Source organism: Sphingomonas glacialis, from assembly GCF_006439055.1.
Classification (GTDB): Bacteria; Pseudomonadota; Alphaproteobacteria; order Sphingomonadales; family Sphingomonadaceae; genus Sphingomonas; species Sphingomonas glacialis_A.
This window is the reverse complement of record NZ_RCZC01000002.1, coordinates 1241538-1257651: the sequence shown is the minus strand read 5'-3', so window position 1 is coordinate 1257651 and position 16114 is coordinate 1241538. Positions and strand designations below refer to the sequence as shown.

General features: G+C 66.7%; 16 protein-coding genes. 11 read left to right on the top strand and 5 right to left on the bottom strand.

What is annotated here, in order from left to right; genetic code table 11:
• Nucleotides 1-7: 7 nt before the first annotated feature.
• The 3 genes from EAH76_RS09830 to EAH76_RS09820 all read right to left on the bottom strand — a co-directional run bounded on the left by EAH76_RS09830 (nt 8) and on the right by EAH76_RS09820 (nt 3418).
• Nucleotides 8-463: a GAF domain-containing protein gene (locus EAH76_RS09830; protein ID WP_140850028.1), complete on the bottom strand. Its 456-nt coding sequence runs from the start codon at nt 461-463 to the stop codon at nt 8-10.
• Entirely contained in the window at nt 456-1868 is a 1413-nt protein-coding gene (astD, locus tag EAH76_RS09825) for a succinylglutamate-semialdehyde dehydrogenase (RefSeq protein ID WP_140850027.1), read from the bottom strand. The genes EAH76_RS09830 and astD overlap by 8 nt, the downstream gene beginning before the upstream one ends.
• 191 nt (nt 1869-2059) lie before the next feature.
• The gene (locus tag EAH76_RS09820) at nt 2060-3418 is read right to left on the bottom strand and encodes a protein adenylyltransferase SelO (RefSeq protein WP_140850026.1); all 1359 of its coding nucleotides are present in this window, start codon (nt 3416-3418) and stop codon (nt 2060-2062) included.
• Between the two features lie 62 nt (nt 3419-3480).
• Here EAH76_RS09820 and EAH76_RS09815 point away from each other — a divergent pair, with 62 nt between their 5' ends.
• The 8 genes from EAH76_RS09815 (at nt 3481) to EAH76_RS09780 (ending at nt 11668) form a co-directional block, all read left to right on the top strand.
• Nucleotides 3481-4341, top strand: a complete 861-nt coding sequence (locus EAH76_RS09815) for an alpha/beta fold hydrolase (RefSeq protein WP_140850025.1) — start codon at nt 3481-3483, stop codon at nt 4339-4341.
• A 168-nt stretch (nt 4342-4509) separates the two neighbouring features.
• Nucleotides 4510-5271, top strand: coding sequence for an SDR family oxidoreductase (locus EAH76_RS09810; RefSeq protein WP_140850024.1), 762 nt, complete (start codon nt 4510-4512; stop codon nt 5269-5271).
• Nucleotides 5268-6383: a glycosidase gene (locus tag EAH76_RS09805; RefSeq protein ID WP_140850023.1), complete on the top strand. Its 1116-nt coding sequence runs from the start codon at nt 5268-5270 to the stop codon at nt 6381-6383. The genes EAH76_RS09810 and EAH76_RS09805 overlap by 4 nt, the downstream gene beginning before the upstream one ends.
• 127 nt (nt 6384-6510) lie before the next feature.
• Nucleotides 6511-7098: an NADPH-dependent FMN reductase gene (locus tag EAH76_RS09800; RefSeq protein WP_140850022.1), complete on the top strand. Its 588-nt coding sequence runs from the start codon at nt 6511-6513 to the stop codon at nt 7096-7098.
• Nucleotides 7099-7110: 12 nt separating this feature from the next.
• Nucleotides 7111-8253, top strand: a complete 1143-nt coding sequence (locus EAH76_RS09795) for a glycosyltransferase family 4 protein (RefSeq protein WP_140850021.1) — start codon at nt 7111-7113, stop codon at nt 8251-8253.
• Between the two features lie 64 nt (nt 8254-8317).
• A complete protein-coding gene (locus EAH76_RS09790) occupies nt 8318-9721 on the top strand; it encodes an NAD(P)H-dependent flavin oxidoreductase (protein WP_140850020.1) in 1404 nt (467 codons plus the stop codon).
• A gap of 73 nt (nt 9722-9794) precedes the next feature.
• Nucleotides 9795-10751 (top strand): polysaccharide deacetylase family protein, encoded by a 957-nt coding sequence (locus EAH76_RS09785; RefSeq protein ID WP_140850019.1) that lies wholly within the window; start codon nt 9795-9797, stop codon nt 10749-10751.
• Entirely contained in the window at nt 10751-11668 is a 918-nt protein-coding gene (locus EAH76_RS09780) for a GNAT family N-acetyltransferase (protein ID WP_241659620.1), read from the top strand. The genes EAH76_RS09785 and EAH76_RS09780 overlap by 1 nt, the downstream gene beginning before the upstream one ends.
• 44 nt (nt 11669-11712) lie before the next feature.
• Here EAH76_RS09780 and EAH76_RS09775 read toward each other — a convergent pair whose 3' ends face one another.
• Nucleotides 11713-12384 (bottom strand): hypothetical protein, encoded by a 672-nt coding sequence (locus tag EAH76_RS09775; RefSeq protein ID WP_140850017.1) that lies wholly within the window; start codon nt 12382-12384, stop codon nt 11713-11715.
• A 192-nt stretch (nt 12385-12576) separates the two neighbouring features.
• On the opposite strand from EAH76_RS09775, the gene recO reads away from it, so the two are divergent.
• Genes recO through EAH76_RS09760 form a run of 3 tightly spaced genes read left to right on the top strand, consistent with a single transcriptional unit; the run spans nt 12577 to nt 15399 of the window.
• Complete coding sequence (gene recO, locus EAH76_RS09770; protein WP_140850016.1) at nt 12577-13203, top strand: DNA repair protein RecO; 627 nt, start codon at nt 12577-12579, stop codon at nt 13201-13203.
• A gap of 46 nt (nt 13204-13249) precedes the next feature.
• Nucleotides 13250-14302, top strand: coding sequence for a 3-isopropylmalate dehydrogenase (leuB, locus tag EAH76_RS09765; protein WP_140850015.1), 1053 nt, complete (start codon nt 13250-13252; stop codon nt 14300-14302).
• Nucleotides 14299-15399 carry a glycosyltransferase family 2 protein gene (locus tag EAH76_RS09760; protein ID WP_140850014.1) on the top strand — a complete coding sequence of 367 codons (1101 nt, stop codon included), beginning with the start codon at nt 14299-14301 and terminating at the stop codon, nt 15397-15399. Before leuB ends, EAH76_RS09760 begins: the two co-directional genes overlap by 4 nt.
• 41 nt (nt 15400-15440) lie before the next feature.
• Here the strand turns inward: EAH76_RS09760 and EAH76_RS09755 are convergent, their stop codons facing one another.
• Nucleotides 15441-16082 carry a PilZ domain-containing protein gene (locus tag EAH76_RS09755; protein ID WP_140850013.1) on the bottom strand — a complete coding sequence of 214 codons (642 nt, stop codon included), beginning with the start codon at nt 16080-16082 and terminating at the stop codon, nt 15441-15443.
• Nucleotides 16083-16114: the final 32 nt, after the last annotated feature.

Genomic DNA, 16114 nt, shown 5'->3' with positions numbered 1-16114 from the left:
GTTTCGCTCAGGCCAGCAACGCCCCGATTTCTGCGGCGAAGCGTTCGAACAGGATCGCGATGGCCGGGGTCCCGATCGGCCGGGCCTGCGGATCGATCGCACACAGCGTTCCGAAGAACGCACCATCGGGCAGGCGAATCGGGAAGGAGATATAGCTTTCGAACCCGTAGAGCATCGGCGTCGGATGCGTCCGCCAGGCGGGGTCGCCCGATACGGTGTCGATGACGACGGCATGCCCGCTTTGGCGGATCTCGTCGCAGATCGTGGTCTTCAGCGCGAGTTCGTCGCCCGCCTCAAGCCCGAATTCGATCCGATCGACGACCTGGCAGGCGATCCACTGGCTGTCGGTCACGCGCGCGACGGCGGCGAAGCCCATCGTCGAGATGTCGCAAATCCGCTCCAGCATCGCGGTGACCGCGGGATCCTCCCGCAACCGTTCGACGCGGGATGCGTCTTCACCCATCGCGTAACCCCACCCCAATGCTCGCCCGTGCCTGATCGGCTTCGCTCGATACCACGGGATAGGCGCAATAATCGGCCGCATAATAGGCGCTCGGACGGTGGTTGCCCGACCAGCCGATCCCGCCGAACGGCGCCTTGGACGAGGCGCCGTTGGTCGGCTTGTTCCAGTTGACGATTCCGGCGCGCGCATTCGCCCAGAACTGGTCGTACAGCGCCGGATCCTGGCTGAGCAGCGACGCCGACAGGCCGTAGCGCGTGTTGTTCGCTTCGGTAATCGCATCGGCGAAGCTGGTCTTGCGGATCACCTGCAGGATTGGGCCGAACAGTTCGATGTCGGGCCGATCGTTGAGGTCGGTCGTGTCGATCAGCGCGGGGCGCAGGAAGGGGCGGTTGGCGATCGGGCGCTCGAGATGCTGGATCGGGCGGCCGCCGCGCATCATCAGCTCGAGGAAGCTTTCGGACAGCAGGTCGGCGCTGTCATTGTCGATCACCGGGCCCATGAACGGCGCGGGGCTGGCGTGCGGTTCGTCGACGATGATCCGCTTCACGATCTTGATGATCTCGGCCATCAGCGGATCGTAGAGCTTCTGATCGACGATCAGCCGTCGCGCGGCGGTGCAGCGCTGGCCCGCCGAGGTGAAGGCGGACTGTACGACGACGACCGCGGCGGCGTGCAGATCAGGTGAATCCCACACGATGATCGGGTTGTTGCCGCCCATTTCGAGCGCGAGGATCTTCTCAGGGCGCGTCGCAAATGCGCGGTTGAGCGCGATGCCGGTATGCGCCGATCCGGTGAACAGCAGCCCGTCGATCCCGTCATGCGCGGCGAGCGCCTTGCCTTCGGCCGCGCCGCCGATCAGCAGGCGGAGACACCCTTCGGGGATCCCGCCGGCATGGAAGCAGCCGACGAGGAATTCGCCGGTCGCGGGGGTCTTTTCGGAGGGCTTGAACACCACCGCATTGCCTGCGAGCAGCGCGGGAATGATGTGGCCGTTGGGCAGATGCGCCGGGAAATTATACGGTCCGAGCACCGCCAGCACGCCGTGCGGCTTGTGGCGCAGCGCCATGCGGCTGCCCATCTGCGCCTCGAGCCGGCGCTGCGGGGTGCGTTCGGCATAGGCGGTGACCGAGATATCGACCTTGGCGATGACCGAATCGACCTCGGTATGCGCTTCCCAGAGCGGCTTGCCGGTTTCGCGTGCGATGATGTCGGCAAAGGCGTCGGCGCGGGCGCGCACGACATTGGCGACGCGGCGCAGCGCCTCGACGCGATACGCGAGCGGTTGCGCCGCCCAGCCCGCCCAACTCGCGCGCGCGGCGGCGACTTCGGCGTCGACATCGCCGATCGCGCCGCGCCAGAGCTCGGCGCCGGTGGCGGGTTCGTAGGAGAGAAGTTCGGACGACATTTACTCGGTCCTTGCCTTAGATCGCGACGGGAATCCACTCTTCTCCCTCTCCCCTTGTGGGAGAGGGAAGGGGCCCGCTCGCGTAGCGAGTGGGAAGGGTGAGGGGGACGTTGATGGCGTGGCCGCCGCCACACCCCCTCACCCTGCCGCGCCTGCGGCGCTCCCTCCCTCTCCCACAGGGGGAGAGGGGTTTACGCCAGCGCTTCGCCCATATTGCGGATCTGCGCGATCTTGGCGTCGAAGGGCGCCCAGTCGTCGCGCTGGTCGATCGCCGCCCAGATCGCCTCGACCTCGTCGATCAGCATCGCGCACGGATCGCCCTGCCAATAGGCGTGATCGCGGGTCTTGCGCGGCGCATAGGGTTCGAGCGCCGCGCGCAGTTCGTCGAACGGCTCGCCCTCGAGCGCGACGCCGCCGAACGCGTCGAAATAGAAGCGGTCGATCGCCATGCCGCTCGTGCGCAACCCGCGCTCGATCGCCTGGACCAGCGCGCGGTCGCTCGTCGCATCGCGTGGGACGACGCCGAGCCGCCACAGGATCGCAGCCGAGACCGCGCTTTGATAGCGCTCGGCAAACGTGTCGAGCACCGCGATCAGCGGCTCCGCCTCGACCAGCGCGCGCAGCGAAATCGCGAGCTGTGTCGCGTTCCAGTGGATCGCCTCGGGCTGGCGGCCGAAGGCGTAGAGCCCGGCGTGATCGAAATACGCCGCGGTGAAGGCCGGGTCCCAGGTCGGGGCGAAGCGCCAAGGGCCGTAGTCGAAGCTCTCGCCGGTCACGTTGATATTGTCGGTGTTGAGGACGCCGTGGACGAAGCCTGCCGCCATGTAGCTGGCGGCGAGGGTCGCGGTGCGATCGACCACCAGATCAAGCAGGCGGACCGGCGCATCGGCCTCGGGTTCTTCGCCGTACAGATTGCGCAGCACATAGCCGACGAGCCGCTCCATCGCCTCGGCATCGCGCAGATAGGCGAGGCGCTGGAAGGTGCCGATGCGGATATGCCCGTGGCTGAGCCGCACCATCACCGCCGAGCGGGTGGGGGAGGGCTCGTCGCCGCGCTCGAGCGCTTCGCCGGTCTCGATCAGCGAGAAGGTCCGCGAAGTGTTGACGCCCAAAGCCTGCAGCATCTCGGTGGCGAGCACTTCGCGCATTCCGCCCTTGAGCGTTAGGCGCCCGTCGCCGAAACGGCTCCACGGCGTGGTGCCCGATCCCTTCGTGCCGAGGTCCATCAGCCGGCCGCGCTCATCGCGCAGCTGCGCGAACAGGAAGCCGCGGCCATCGCCGATCTCGGGATTGTAGTTGCGGAACTGATGGCCGTGATAGCGCAGCGCGAGCGGCTGTTCGAGGCTCCCGGGAAGCGGCTCGAACCGGCCGAAATAGCGCAGCCAGTCGGCGTCGCTCACCTTGTCGAGCCCGACTTCGGCCGCCGCGCGATCGTTGCGAAACCGCAGGACTGTCTGCGGAAAGTCGGCGGCCGAGACCGGATCATAGAAGCCGTCCCCCAGTTCGAGGATGCTCGTTTCGGGGCGACAGCCTTGCGGGGAAATGCTCATGCGTGGATATGGAGGGCGCCCGTAGCGCGGCGCAACCCCAGGATCCGGCGCAGGACTCGACAATGTCGCCTTATGAAAATCGATATTGGTGGTCCAAGGACGGTGTCCGGCTGCATTACCGTGACTATCCCGGGCCCGCCGATCGTCCGCCGATCCTCTGCCTGCCGGGCCTGACGCGCAACGCCCGCGATTATGACGACCTCGCCCGCCGGCTATCGCCCGAGTGGCGCGTGATCGCGATCGACCTGCGCGGGCGCGGTGAGAGCGGCTATGCCAAGGACCCGATGAGCTATGTCCCGCTCAGCTACGTCCAGGACATCGAGGCGTTGCTCGGCGAACTCGGCGTCGCGCGCTATGTCGCGTTCGGCACCTCGCTCGGCGGAATCGTGACGATGCTGCTCGCCGGCACCGCGCATGAGAGCCTCGCTGGCGTGCTGCTCAACGATGTCGGGCCCGACATCATGGCCGAGGGGCTGTCGCGGATCCGCGGCTATGTCGGCAAGTCGAACACCTGGCCGACCTGGCTCCACGCCGCGCGCGCGGTCGCCGAGGCGAATGGCGACGTCTATCCCGCCTTCACGCTCGAGGACTGGCTGGCGATGGCCAAGCGGCTGTACCGGCTCAACAGCGCGGGGCGGATCGTGCTCGATTACGACATGAAGATCGCAGAACCCTTCCGCGTGCCCGGCAATGAGGCCGGCCTCGATATGTGGCGCGCGCTCGACGTGCTGAAGGCCGTGCCGACGTTGATCGTGCGCGGCGCCACGTCGGATGTCCTGTCGGCCGCGACTGCCGAGAAGATGGTAGCCGCGCTCGAATATGGCGAGCTTGTCACGATCGACCAAGTCGGCCATGCCCCGACCCTGAGCGAACCCGCCGCGGTGGCGGGGATCGATCGATTGCTGTCACGGATTTCGGCCTAGCTTCCTCCCCTCCCTGGAAGGGAGGGGCTGGGGGTGGGTTGGCCCGTGGAGAGTCGGACGCCCGCATTAGGCCGACCCACCCCCGACCCCTCCCTTCCAGGGAGGGGAGAAGAAGAAGCGGAACCGCGCGTGCAACCACGCGTCTCGCTTGCATAACAGGAGCCTTGCATGAAGACCGTTACCGACGCGCATACCGCAATGACGAGCCTCAAGGGCAAGCGCGTCGCCATCACCGGTGGCACCACCGGGATCGGCCGCGCGATCGCCGTATTGCTTGCGGCCGAGGGCGCCAAGGTGTTCATCTGCGGCCGCAATCCCGAATATCTCGACGACGCGCTGGAGCGCATCCGCGAAGTCGGCGGCGAGGCCGACGGGATCACCACCGAGCTGTCCGATCCCGAGAACGTGCTGAGCTTCTTCAAGCAAGCCAGCGACTATCTCGGCGGGATGGACTGCGCGGTGATCAACGCCGCGGTCGCCGCGGGCGGCCTGACGCAGATGAGCGAACCCGAACTGCGCTATGCGATCGCGGTCGATTTTACCGCCTATCTGCTCAGCGCGCATGCTGCGGTCGACAAGCTCGAAGGGCATGGCGACATCATCCTGATCGGCTCGATGAGCGCCCACGTGCTCGGGCCAAGCTCGACCGTCTATGCCGGGATCAAGGCGGGCATCGCCGCTTTCTCCGAGGCGCTGCGCCGCGAACTCGGTCCCAAGGGGATCAAGGTTGGTCTGATCGAGCCCGGCAAGACCGGCTCGAACATGCAGCTCCCCGACATCACCCCCGAGGAGCAGCGCAAGATGATCCAAGAGGAAACCTCGCTTCGCGCCGAGGACATTGCGGTCGGCGTGCATTATATGCTGACCCAGCCACGGCGGACCGTGATCCAACAGCTCGTGATTTCCCCGCGGGCGCAGGAGGGTGAATGACCTTTTCGCATGATGCCTTGATCTTCTCGCCCGGCGACGTCGATCTTTCCCGCTCGCCACTCGCGGGGAAGGTCGATGCCGAGACCTATGTGCTCGGCGCGTTCAACCCGGGGATGACGCGGCTGCCCAACGGCAATCTGTTGCTGATGGTGCGTGTCGCCGAGGCGCTCAAGATGCCGATCAAGGATCAGCACATCCATGCGATCCGCTGGACCGAGCACAGCTATGCGCTCGACGCCTGGCCGCTCGAACATGTCGATACCGCCGACCCGCGCAAATTCATGATGCGCGGCGGCGGGTGGAAGGTGATGGCGCTGACCTCGCTGTCGTGGCTGCTGCCGGTCGAGCTCAATGCCGACGGGACCAAGGTCGAGCAGGTCCATTACGACAAGGCGATCGCGCCGCGCACGTCGTATCAATGCTACGGCGTCGAGGATGCGCGGATCAGCAAGGTCGGCGATCGGTATCTGATGACGACGTGCTCGGTCAGCCCCGAACGGCATTCGACCACGCTGTACACGTCCGCGGATGCGCTCGACTGGAAGCTCCAGGGGATCGTGCTCGATCACCAGAACAAGGACATGCTGATCTTCGAAGGGATGATCGGCGACACCTATTACGCGCAGACGCGCCCGCTCGGCGATCTGTACTTCGCCTATCCGCCGGGGAGCGAGTGGCGTTCGGGGCCCTCGATCAACCTCGCCAGCTCGCCCGATGCGCTGCACTGGAAGCCGTACGACAAGCCCGGCATCCGCCCGCACGCCAAGACGATGGCGACCGCGCGGATGGGCGGCGGCGCGCCGCCGATCCTGACCGATGAGGGCTGGCTAACGCTGTGGCACGGCGTCGAGCCGATGGGCGTGGTCGGCGTGTATCGCACCTATTGGTCGATTCTCGATCGCGACGATCCGAGCGTTGTGCTGCGGACCTGCCATGATCCGCTGATCGAGGCGAATCCGGCGCTGACCGAGCCGATCAAGGATCTGATGTATCTCGACAATGTGGTCTTCACGACGGGTATCGCGGATGCCGGCGACCTTTATGTCGTAGCGAGCGGCGAGGCCGATCTCGGCTGCCGGATCACGCATATTCCAAAGACCGCGTTCGCCTGACCTTATCCCCCTCCCGCTTGCGGGAGGGGCTAGGGGAGGGACTGACCTGGAACCCCTACGCCGCGCCCGCGGCACGCCCCTCCCCCAGCCCCTCCCGCAAGCGGGAGGGGAGTGTTAGAGCAAGCGGATGACTTACACTTCCCCCACCCTCGTCATCGCCGGCAGCCTCCGCCCGACGCGCATCTCCCCCAAGATCGCCGCCTGGATCGCAGCGCTCGGCGAGGAAGCCACCCACGCGCTCTTCGAAACGCTCGATCTCGCCGACTGGCCTCTCCCGATGGACGACGAACCCGGCATGCCGCAGTCCGGCCACTACACCCAAGACCACACCCGCGCCTGGAGTGCCAAGATCGCCGCCGCCCCCGGCTTCGTCTTCGTCATGCCGCAATATAACGGCGGCTATCCCGCGCCGCTCAAGAACGCGATCGACCATCTCTATCGCGAATGGGCCGGCAAGCCCGCGCTGATCGTCACCTATGGCGGGCACGGCGGTGGGCGCGGTGGCGAGCAGCTCGCCCAGGTGTGCAGCTTCGTGAAAATGAAACCGCTGGAAACCAGGCCCGCTTTGACGCTTCCCCGCGAGCGGATCGAAGCCAATGACGGCCAGATCGACCCCGCGGTAGCGTTTGCCTCGCAGCGCGACGAAATCGGCACGGCCTTGGCCGAATATGCTGCCGTACTCGCAACAGATGACGCCGCTGTCATTTCGCGCTAACGCCGCGCGGAAATGAACCGGCCGGTCAACATCCTGCACTTGCACTCGACTTTCTCGCTTGGCGGGAAGGAAGCGCGCGCGGTGCGTCTGATGAACGCGTTCGGCGACCGCGCACGCCATACGATCGTGTCGAGCATGGACGGCGAGTATGGCGCGCAGGGTGCCATCGCCAAGGGCGTGGACTATGAGATCGCGCAGAACCCGCCGGCGCTGACGGGCTCGCCCTCGGTCAAGCGCTACGAGGCGATCGCGGCGTATATGCGCCGCTTCGATCTGGTGCTGACCTATAATTGGGGCGCGATCGACGGGGCGATGGCGCGGCGCGTCTCGTCGAAGGGCGTGCCGCCGCTGGTCCATCACGAAGACGGCTTCAATGCCGACGAAGCCAAGGGCCTCAAGGCCGAGCGCAACATCTATCGCCGCTTCGCGCTCACCAAGGCGGCGGCCCTCGTCGTTCCGTCCGAGACGCTCGAAGACATCGCGCTGAAGACCTGGAAGCAGCCGCGCGAGCGCGTCCACCGCATCGCCAACGGCATCGCCACCGCGCGCTACGCGATCCCGCCCAAGCCCAATGCGATCCCCGGCTTCAAGCGCAAGCCCGGCGAGCTGGTGATCGGCACGCTGGCGGGTCTGCGCGAGGTCAAGAACCTCCCGCTGCTCGTCCGCGCGTTCGGCGGCATGTCGAGCCGCGCGCGGTTGATCATCGTGGGGGAGGGGCCCGAGCAGCAGGCGATCCTCGATGCCGCCGAGCGGATGGGGGTCGCCGATCAGCTCGTCATGCCCGGCTTCCTGCCCAACCCGCACGAGTATATCGGGTTGTTCGACATCATGGCGCTGTCGTCCAGGTCCGAGCAGTTCCCGATTTGCGTGCTTGAGGGCATGGCGGCGGGGCTGCCGATCGTCTCGACCCCGGTCGGCGACATCCTGAAAATGGTCGCCCCCGAAAACAGCAGCTTCATCGAACGCCGCGACCAGGAAGTGCTGATCCGCGACGCGCTCGAATCGCTCGCGCAGGCGACGCCCGAGGGCCGCAAGGGGCTCGGCGAGCTCAACCGGCGCAAGGCCGTCGCCGAATATGACGAAGCGACGATGATCGCCCGCTATGCACATCTCTACGGCAGCGTTATCGGACGCCCCGGGGCGTTCGGGGATTAGAGATTTGCCCGATCGGGCGTCCAAAGCGTATAACAGAACGTAAGTTAAGTCGGAGGCCGTCACGTTGTTCAAAGGTTTGAAGCCCATCGTCTATGGCGGCCGCGAGGTCTGGCCGCTCGTCGAGGGCGGCAAGGGCGTCGCCGCGACCAATCATGCGAGCGCGGGCGCCTGGGCGGCGGCCGGCGGCATCGGCACGGTGTCGGCGGTCAATGCCGACAGTTATGACCCCGACGGCAAGATCATCCCGCAGGTCTACAAGGCGCTGACGCGCCGCGAGCGCCACGAAGAGCTGATCGAATATGCGATCGAGGGCGCGGTCCAGCAGGTGCGCAAGGCGTTCGACATCGCCGGCGGCAAGGGCGCGATCAACATCAACGTGTTGTGGGAAATGGGCGGCGCGCAGCGGATCCTGCACGGCGTGCTCGAGCGTACGCGTGGGCTCGTCGCGGGCGTGACCTGCGGCGCGGGGATGCCGTACAAGCTGTCCGAGATCGCGGCGTCTTACGAGGTCAGCTATCTCCCGATCGTCAGCTCGGGCCGGGCCTTCCGCGCGCTGTGGAAGCGTGCCTATTCGAAGGCGGCCGACTGGCTGTCGGCGGTGGTCTATGAGGATCCGTGGCTCGCGGGCGGGCATAACGGCCTGTCGAACGCCGAAGACCCGCTGATGCCGCAGGACCCGTATCCGCGCGTGAAGGCGCTGCGCGACACGATGCGCGAGGGCGGGATTCCCGACAGCGTGCCGATCGTGATGGCCGGCGGCGTCTGGTACTTACGCGACTGGTCGAACTGGATCGACAATCCCGAGCTCGGCACGATCGCCTTCCAGTTCGGCACGCGCCCGCTGCTGACGCAGGAAAGCCCGATCCCTGAAGAGTGGAAGGCGCGGCTGACCAACATCCAGGAAGGCGAAGTGCTGCTGCATCGCTTCTCGCCGACCGGTTTCTATTCGAGCGCGGTGCTCAATCCGTTCCTCCGCCATCTGCAGGAACGCTCGGAGCGGCAGATCGCCTTCTCGACGCAAAGTGCTGGCGATCACACCTATCAGCTCGACGTCGGCGTCAAGGGCAAGAACTTCTGGGTAACGCGCAACGACCTGCTGCGCGCCCGGCAGTGGTTCGGCGAGGGCTTTACCGATGCGCTCAAGACCCCCGACAACACGCTCGTCTTCGTGACGACGCCCGAGAAGGGCGTGATCCGCAAGGACCAGGCCGATTGCATGGGCTGCCTCAGCCAGTGCGCCTTCTCGTCCTGGTCGGACACCGAGACCAATTCGACCGGACGCCTCGCCGATCCGCGCAGCTTCTGCATTCAGAAGACGCTTCAGGACATCGCGCATGGCGGCGATGTCGAGCAGAATCTGATGTTCGCCGGCCACGGCGCGTATCAGTTCAAGCGCGATCCGTTCTACTCGAACGGCTTCGTGCCGACCGTGAAACAGTTGGTCGATCGCATTCTGACCGGGGATTGATCCTGGTCAGAAACAAAATGCAACAGACGGACTTTGCCAATTGTTTACGCCCGTCCGGCTATCGCTGGACGGGATGACAACGCCCGTTTTCCTGACGATCGACACCGAAGTGATGTGGCGGCACCACAGCGACGGGCTGGCGAGTGCCGAGATCTTCGCGCGCTCGCTCGAACCCGCCGGGGTGGGCGTCAGCTACAAGCTCGAGATGCTCGCGCAGCACGGGTTGAAGGCGTGCTTCTTCGTCGATCCGATGCCGGCGATGACCTTCGGCATCGCGCCCCTGCGCAGCATCGTCGAAAAGATCCTCGCGGCGGGGCAGGAGGTGCAGCTCCACCTCCACCCGAACTGGACGAGCGCAGTGTCGGGCGATGGCGGGGCGAGCGCCTCGCGCTTCGAGCTGGCCGAATACAGCTTTGCCGAACAGCGCGCGTTGATCGCCGGTGCGACCGATTTGCTCGTCGCGACCGGCGCGCCGCATCCGATCGCGTTCCGCGCCGGGTCGTACAGCGCCAATGACGACACGCTGCGCGCGCTCGGTGAGCTCGGTTTCGTCTATGACGCGAGCCACAATGGCGGCGAGCATCCCTGGCCGAGCGCGATCGACTTGCCCGCGCGGCACATTTCGCCCGTAAGCCGCGACGGCGTGATCGAAGTGCCCGTCACGGTGATCGAGGAACGGCCCGGCGCTCTGCGCAATTTCCAGATTTGTGCGCTCTCGGTCGGTGAGATGCGCGCTGCGCTCGACCATGCCGAGCTGTGCCGCCATGCCGCGGTGAGCATCGTCAGCCATGGGTTCGAACTCGCCAATCGCGCGGGAACGCGACCCAATACCGTGCACGTGCGGCGCTTCGAAGCGCTGTGCGGTTTGCTTGCCGAGCGTGGCGAGGCGATGCCGACGGTGCATTTCGCCGATCGGCCCAAGCTCAGGCTCGAGCAGAACGACGTGCCGCTCGGCCCCGATCCCTTACGCACGCGTTGGCGGCAGGCCGAGCAATTATGGTCGAACATGGTGGCCGAGCGCGCGGCGTGATGCCGCTGCGCGCGGAACCGCTGCCGCTGCGCTTCCAGATCGGCGCGCGGACCTTGGGGTCGATCGAGCGACGGCTGGTGCGCGTTTCGTTGTCGCTCGACGCGATCATCGCGGGCGCGCAGCCGGCGCTGCCGCCGCTCGGGCGTGGCGATGACGGGTATCTCGTGACCTCGCTTCCCGCGGCGGGGCTCGACGCGCTGCTGCGTGGCGCGGGCGGGATGATTGGCTATGTCCGCCAGCGCTATCCGCGGCATTATGCCGATCTGACGATCGGCTTTGCGGCATACCAAGCGGCGCTGTCGGGCAACACGCGCTCGGGGCTCAAGCGCAAGACGAAGCGCGTGATCGAGCTTTCGGGCGGCGCGCTCGATGTCCGGCGGTTCCGGACGGCGGCCGAACTCGGCGATTTCCACGCGGTCGCGCGGGGGATCTCGCAGCGGACCTATCAGGAGCGTTTGCTCGGCGGCGGATTGCCCGACGATGCGGCGTTCGTCCGCGCCATGACCGAGCAGGCGGCGGCGGACCAGGTGCGCGCCTGGCTGCTCTACGTCGCGGGCGAGCCGGCTGCGTATCTCTATTGCCCGATCGCAGGCGGGACGGTGCGCTACGACCATGTCGGGCACGACCCGGCGTTCAACGATCTGTCACCCGGCGGCGTGCTGATGCTCGAGGCGATGCGCGACCTCTATGCCGAGCCGGGCCTCCGGCGCTTCGACTTCACCGAGGGCGACGGCCAGCACAAGCGCAGCTTCGCGACCGCTGGGGTGGCATGCGTCGATCTGTTGCTGCTCCGCCCGACGCTCGCCAACCGCGCGACGATCGCCGCGCTAGAGGCATTCGACCGCGGGGCGCTGTGGGCGAAGCGTGCGGTGGCGCGGCTGGGGTTGGAACGGGTGGCGCGGCGGGTGCGGCGTTAGCGGCGATTTTGCCGGATGCGGTTGTTCTGGCCCCCGCGCGCGCATTACTTCCGCTGCGACGGTGGCCTAAAATCGAGCACGCTCTTCGTATAGCTTTCAACGACGATACTGAACGGCACCCCGCGGGCCGTGACGAGCAATGCGCGGTTCTCGATGACATGGTCGGGGATGGTCAGTGGCGCGGAGTCGCTGACGATCGGGGTGCCGCTATCCCAGCCACGCGGCAGCGGCGACCATAGCAGCTGCGCCGAAAGCGTCTGACGCCGGAAGTGCAGCGGCTGGACGACCCTGCCAAACGCGGTGTTGCTCTGGTCGAGCGCGGCATTCATCTGTGGCGTCAACCGCGACGGGACGTACCAATTGTCGGCTTCCGACAGAATATGGCTGCCGCACCGCAGGCTTACGCGGCGATAGCGGATCGGCTCCTGATCGGAGACACCGAGCAATCGGCGCTGTTCGGCAGTTGCCGGTTTCACCACCGTGGTGTTGCGATCGGCGACGATCTTGCTGCCTGGGGCATCGATCTGATGGCGCGTGCACCAATCATCCAGCGTCAGCGTGGCGCTGTCGCGCGTCAACAAGTCGAGCTGCAGCGATTGAAGCACAGCGAGAGCCTCGACCCGACCCGTCGCATCGCCGCGCCATGCGAGCGGGGTTGCTCCATTGCCGTCAGCGGGGGTGAGTGCCGAAATCAGCACGGTGGCAAGGATGAGCATGGGCGCCGCCATAGGCGTGTGATGCCGCAAGGCGAAGGGGGCGCGACGCGCGCTGCGACAGGCCGTGATCTTCTTGCGCATTAGCCTGACCCTGCAACCGCGCGTGACGCGAAACGGCGCGCGGCGTTCTGCTCGGCTGCCCAACATCCACACCCCCTAGCGTATCCCCCCACCCGCGCTACACCGCCGCCCATGCATCTGCGCGTCGAAGCCCTGATCCTCGCGAGCCGCCATCACGGTGAACACGGCGCGATCGTGCGCGCGCTGACTGCCGAGCACGGGCTCCAGGCGGGCTATGTCCGCGGCGGGCGATCGACGCGGATTCGGCCGATCCTGCAGCCCGCCAACCGCGTGATCGGCGAATGGCGGTCGCGGACCGACGATCAACTCGCGAGCCTCACGGTCGAGCTCGTCACCAGCCGCGCGCCGCTGTTCGCCGAGCCGCTGCCTGCGCTCGCGCTCGAATGGGTGACGACGCTCACCGCCGCGGCGTTGCCGGAGGCGCAGCCCTATCCGCGGCTCTATGCCGCGCTCGACGGAACGATCGGCGTGATCGAGGCGGCGCCCGCGGCGCGCGGCTGGGCGCTGGCGCTCGCGCGCTACGAACTGCTGCTGCTCGCCGAGCTCGGTTATGGGCTCGAGCGCGACATGCTGCCGCCCGCGCTGACCAGTGGGCACGCGCCGGAATGGGCCGAAATCCTCGATGCGCTGGCGCTGACGGGCGATGCGCTCGCGCGCTCGATCCTGGTCGATCGTCGCGCGGTGACGCTTCCCGCGCGCGCTCGCCTGGTGGATCGGCTGAAAAGGGCGGTTGCGTGACGCGTCGCGGCTCGGCATTGGCGGGGCAATTGAAGGGAATTGCACCTTGGCACTGATCGCGATCCTCGCCGGCGACGGCATCGGCCCCGAAGTCACCACCCAAGCCCGCCGCGTACTCGACGCGCTCGGGCTCGACCATCAGTTCGAAGACGGCCTGGTCGGCGGCGCCGCCTATCGCGCGCTCGGCCATCCGCTGCCGCCGCAGACGCTCGAACTCGCGCACCGCGCCGATGCGATCCTGTTCGGCGCGGTCGGCGATCCCGAGATGGACGGGCTCGAACGCACGCTGCGCCCCGAACAGGCGATCCTGGGCCTGCGCAAGGCGCTCGGCCTGTTCGCCAATCTGCGCCCCGCGACGATGTTCCCGGGGCTCGAGGATGCCTCGGCACTGCGCCCCGAAGTCGCGCGCTCGATCGACATGGTGATCGTCCGCGAACTCACCGGCGACGTCTATTTCGGCGACAAGGGCCGCGGCCATACCAAGATGGGCCTGCGCGAAGGCCATGACATGATGCGCTATGACGAGGCCGAGGTCGCGCGCATCGCGCGCGTCGGGTTCGAGATGGCCAAGCGTCGCAAGAAGATCCTGACCTCGGTCGACAAGGCCAATGTGCTCGAGACGTCGCAATTGTGGCGCGAGATCGTCAACGAGGTCGCGCTCGATTATCCCGAGGTCAAGCTCACCCATATGTACGTCGACAATGCCGCGATGCAGCTGGTGCGCAATCCTGGCGCGTTCGACGTGGTGGTGACGGGCAATCTGTTTGGCGACATCCTGTCCGACCAGGCGAGCATGTGCGTCGGCTCAATCGGGATGCTGCCCTCGGCCTCGCTCAACGAATGGACCGGCACGTGCGGGCTGTACGAGCCTATCCACGGCTCGGCGCCCGACATTGCCGGGCAGGGCAAGGCGAACCCGTGCGCCGCGATCCTGTCGGCGGCGATGCTGCTGCGGCATTCGCTGTCGGACGAGGCGTCGGCACAGCGGATCGAGGCGGCGGTGATCGCGGCGATCGGCAGCGGCGCGCGCACCCCCGATCTCGGCGGCAGCCATTCGACGACGGCGATGGGCGATGCGGTGCTGGCCGCCCTGCAATGATCCCACGCCTCGAGCTCGCGGTCGTCATTCCGACGTTCAACGAGCTGCGCAACGTGCCCTTGCTGATCGCCAAGCTCGACGCGGCACTGGTGGGGCGCGCGTGGGAGGCGATCTTCGTCGATGACGACAGCCCCGACGGCACCGCGCAGGCGGCGCGCGACCTCGGCCTGACCGATCCGCGCGTCCGCGTGATCCAGCGCTTCGGGCGGCGCGGTCTGTCCTCGGCGTGTATCGAGGGGATGTGCGCGACCGCCGCGCCGGTGGTTGCGGTGATCGACGGCGATCTTCAGCATGACGAGACGATCCTGCCGACGATGCTCGATGCGCTGCAGGCCGATGCTGCGCTCGACGTGGTGATCGGCTCGCGCTTCGTTGCGGGCGGCGGGACGGGTGATTGGGACCAGGATCGCGTCAAGAAATCGGCGCTGGCGACGCGGCTGTCGCGGCGCGTGCTCAAGGCCGATCTCAGTGATCCGATGAGCGGCTTCTTCATGATGCGCACGCAGATCGCGCGCGACCTGATCCCACATCTCTCGGCGATCGGCTTCAAGATCCTGCTCGACATCATGACCGCGAGTCCGCGGCCGCTGAAGTATCTCGAACTGCCCTACACCTTCCGGCTGCGCACCGAGGGCGAAAGCAAGCTCGATTACGTCGTCGCGATGGAATTCCTGATCGCGATCTACGACCGGTTGTTCGGGCGGATCGTGCCGGTGCGCTTCGTGATGTTTTCGGGCATCGGGGCGCTCGGCGCGCTGGTGCATCTGACCGTGCTCTACGCGCTGTTCCGCAAGGAAGCGGTCAATTTCGTCGGCGCGACGATCATCGCGACCGTCGTGGCGATGACCTTCAACTTCTTCCTCAACAACGCGCTGACCTATCGCGAGCGTCGGCTGACCGGCGCGCGCGGGCTGATCGACGGGTGGATCTCGTTCTGCCTGGTCTGCTCGGTCGGCGCGGCGGCGAATGTCGGCGTGGCGTCGTTCCTGTACGAAATGGAGCACGGCACTTGGGCGATATCGGCGATGGCGGGGCTAATGGTCGCGGCGGTGTGGAATTACGCGCTTTCATCGCGCTTCGTGTGGGGGCGGTACTAAGCGGGTACGCCTCCGCACCCCAGCCGCGCGCTTTGCTGCAATCAAATCGCCCCGAGATCCTCGACGCTCAGATATTCGGTCAGGATGCAGCCGGCGATCCCGTCGCGCGACCAGCGCACCACGCCGCGCCGCTCGATCTCGCGGGTGATCTGCACCTTGACGTGAAGCCCGGGGCTGAACCGCCCGTCATGCACCAGCTTGATGCCGCGCTGCGAAATGTCGCGCGCGCGTGCGATCTGGACGCCGAGTTCGCTCGTCACCATCACGGCCTTTTCGAGCGGCAGGCGTAGATGCCGCGATGTCGTCGTCTGCTGCTCGTTGTACAGCCGGCGCAACAGCGCCGGACTGTCGATCGGCGCCGACAGTTTGACGCCACAGCGTCCGGCGGCATGCCACGCGACATGCCCGCTCAGCGTGCAGGTCTCGGACAGATCGATCGCCATCGCGCTGCCGAGCCCGATCGGGAGCTGGGTCGAGAGCATCAGGCCTTCGTTCGACACGTTGTGGACGCGGGCCAGGCCCCATACCCCATGCGCCTGGACCCGCGCGACGCGATAGACCGTGCGCAGGCGCTGGCTGTCCCTGCGCTCCGACGCTTGCGCCGGGACGATCTCGGGGGCGATCTCGGGGGCGGTCTCGATTTCGGCCAGCTGCGTTTGGGGCCGGTTAAACTTGGTGTCCATATGCTTCTCCCTCGATCTACGATCGGAAAGAG

What these genes read in the sequence shown, in the direction of transcription:
- EAH76_RS09795 (WP_140850021.1), top strand. Translation starts at nt 7,111, where the DNA reads ATGAACCGGCCGGTCAACATCCTGCACTTGCACTCGACTTTCTCGCTT.
- astD (WP_140850027.1), bottom strand. Translation starts at nt 1,868, where the DNA reads ATGTCGTCCGAACTTCTCTCCTACGAACCCGCCACCGGCGCCGAGCTC.
- EAH76_RS09760 (WP_140850014.1), top strand. Translation starts at nt 14,299, where the DNA reads ATGATCCCACGCCTCGAGCTCGCGGTCGTCATTCCGACGTTCAACGAG.
- EAH76_RS09830 (WP_140850028.1), bottom strand. Translation starts at nt 463, where the DNA reads ATGGGTGAAGACGCATCCCGCGTCGAACGGTTGCGGGAGGATCCCGCG.
- EAH76_RS09785 (WP_140850019.1), top strand. Translation starts at nt 9,795, where the DNA reads ATGACAACGCCCGTTTTCCTGACGATCGACACCGAAGTGATGTGGCGG.
- EAH76_RS09820 (WP_140850026.1), bottom strand. Translation starts at nt 3,418, where the DNA reads ATGAGCATTTCCCCGCAAGGCTGTCGCCCCGAAACGAGCATCCTCGAA.
- recO (WP_140850016.1), top strand. Translation starts at nt 12,577, where the DNA reads ATGCATCTGCGCGTCGAAGCCCTGATCCTCGCGAGCCGCCATCACGGT.
- EAH76_RS09800 (WP_140850022.1), top strand. Translation starts at nt 6,511, where the DNA reads ATGACTTACACTTCCCCCACCCTCGTCATCGCCGGCAGCCTCCGCCCG.
- EAH76_RS09775 (WP_140850017.1), bottom strand. Translation starts at nt 12,384, where the DNA reads ATGCTCATCCTTGCCACCGTGCTGATTTCGGCACTCACCCCCGCTGAC.
- EAH76_RS09805 (WP_140850023.1), top strand. Translation starts at nt 5,268, where the DNA reads ATGACCTTTTCGCATGATGCCTTGATCTTCTCGCCCGGCGACGTCGAT.
- EAH76_RS09815 (WP_140850025.1), top strand. Translation starts at nt 3,481, where the DNA reads ATGTCGCCTTATGAAAATCGATATTGGTGGTCCAAGGACGGTGTCCGG.
- EAH76_RS09755 (WP_140850013.1), bottom strand. Translation starts at nt 16,082, where the DNA reads ATGGACACCAAGTTTAACCGGCCCCAAACGCAGCTGGCCGAAATCGAG.
- EAH76_RS09780 (WP_241659620.1), top strand. Translation starts at nt 10,751, where the DNA reads ATGCCGCTGCGCGCGGAACCGCTGCCGCTGCGCTTCCAGATCGGCGCG.
- EAH76_RS09810 (WP_140850024.1), top strand. Translation starts at nt 4,510, where the DNA reads ATGAAGACCGTTACCGACGCGCATACCGCAATGACGAGCCTCAAGGGC.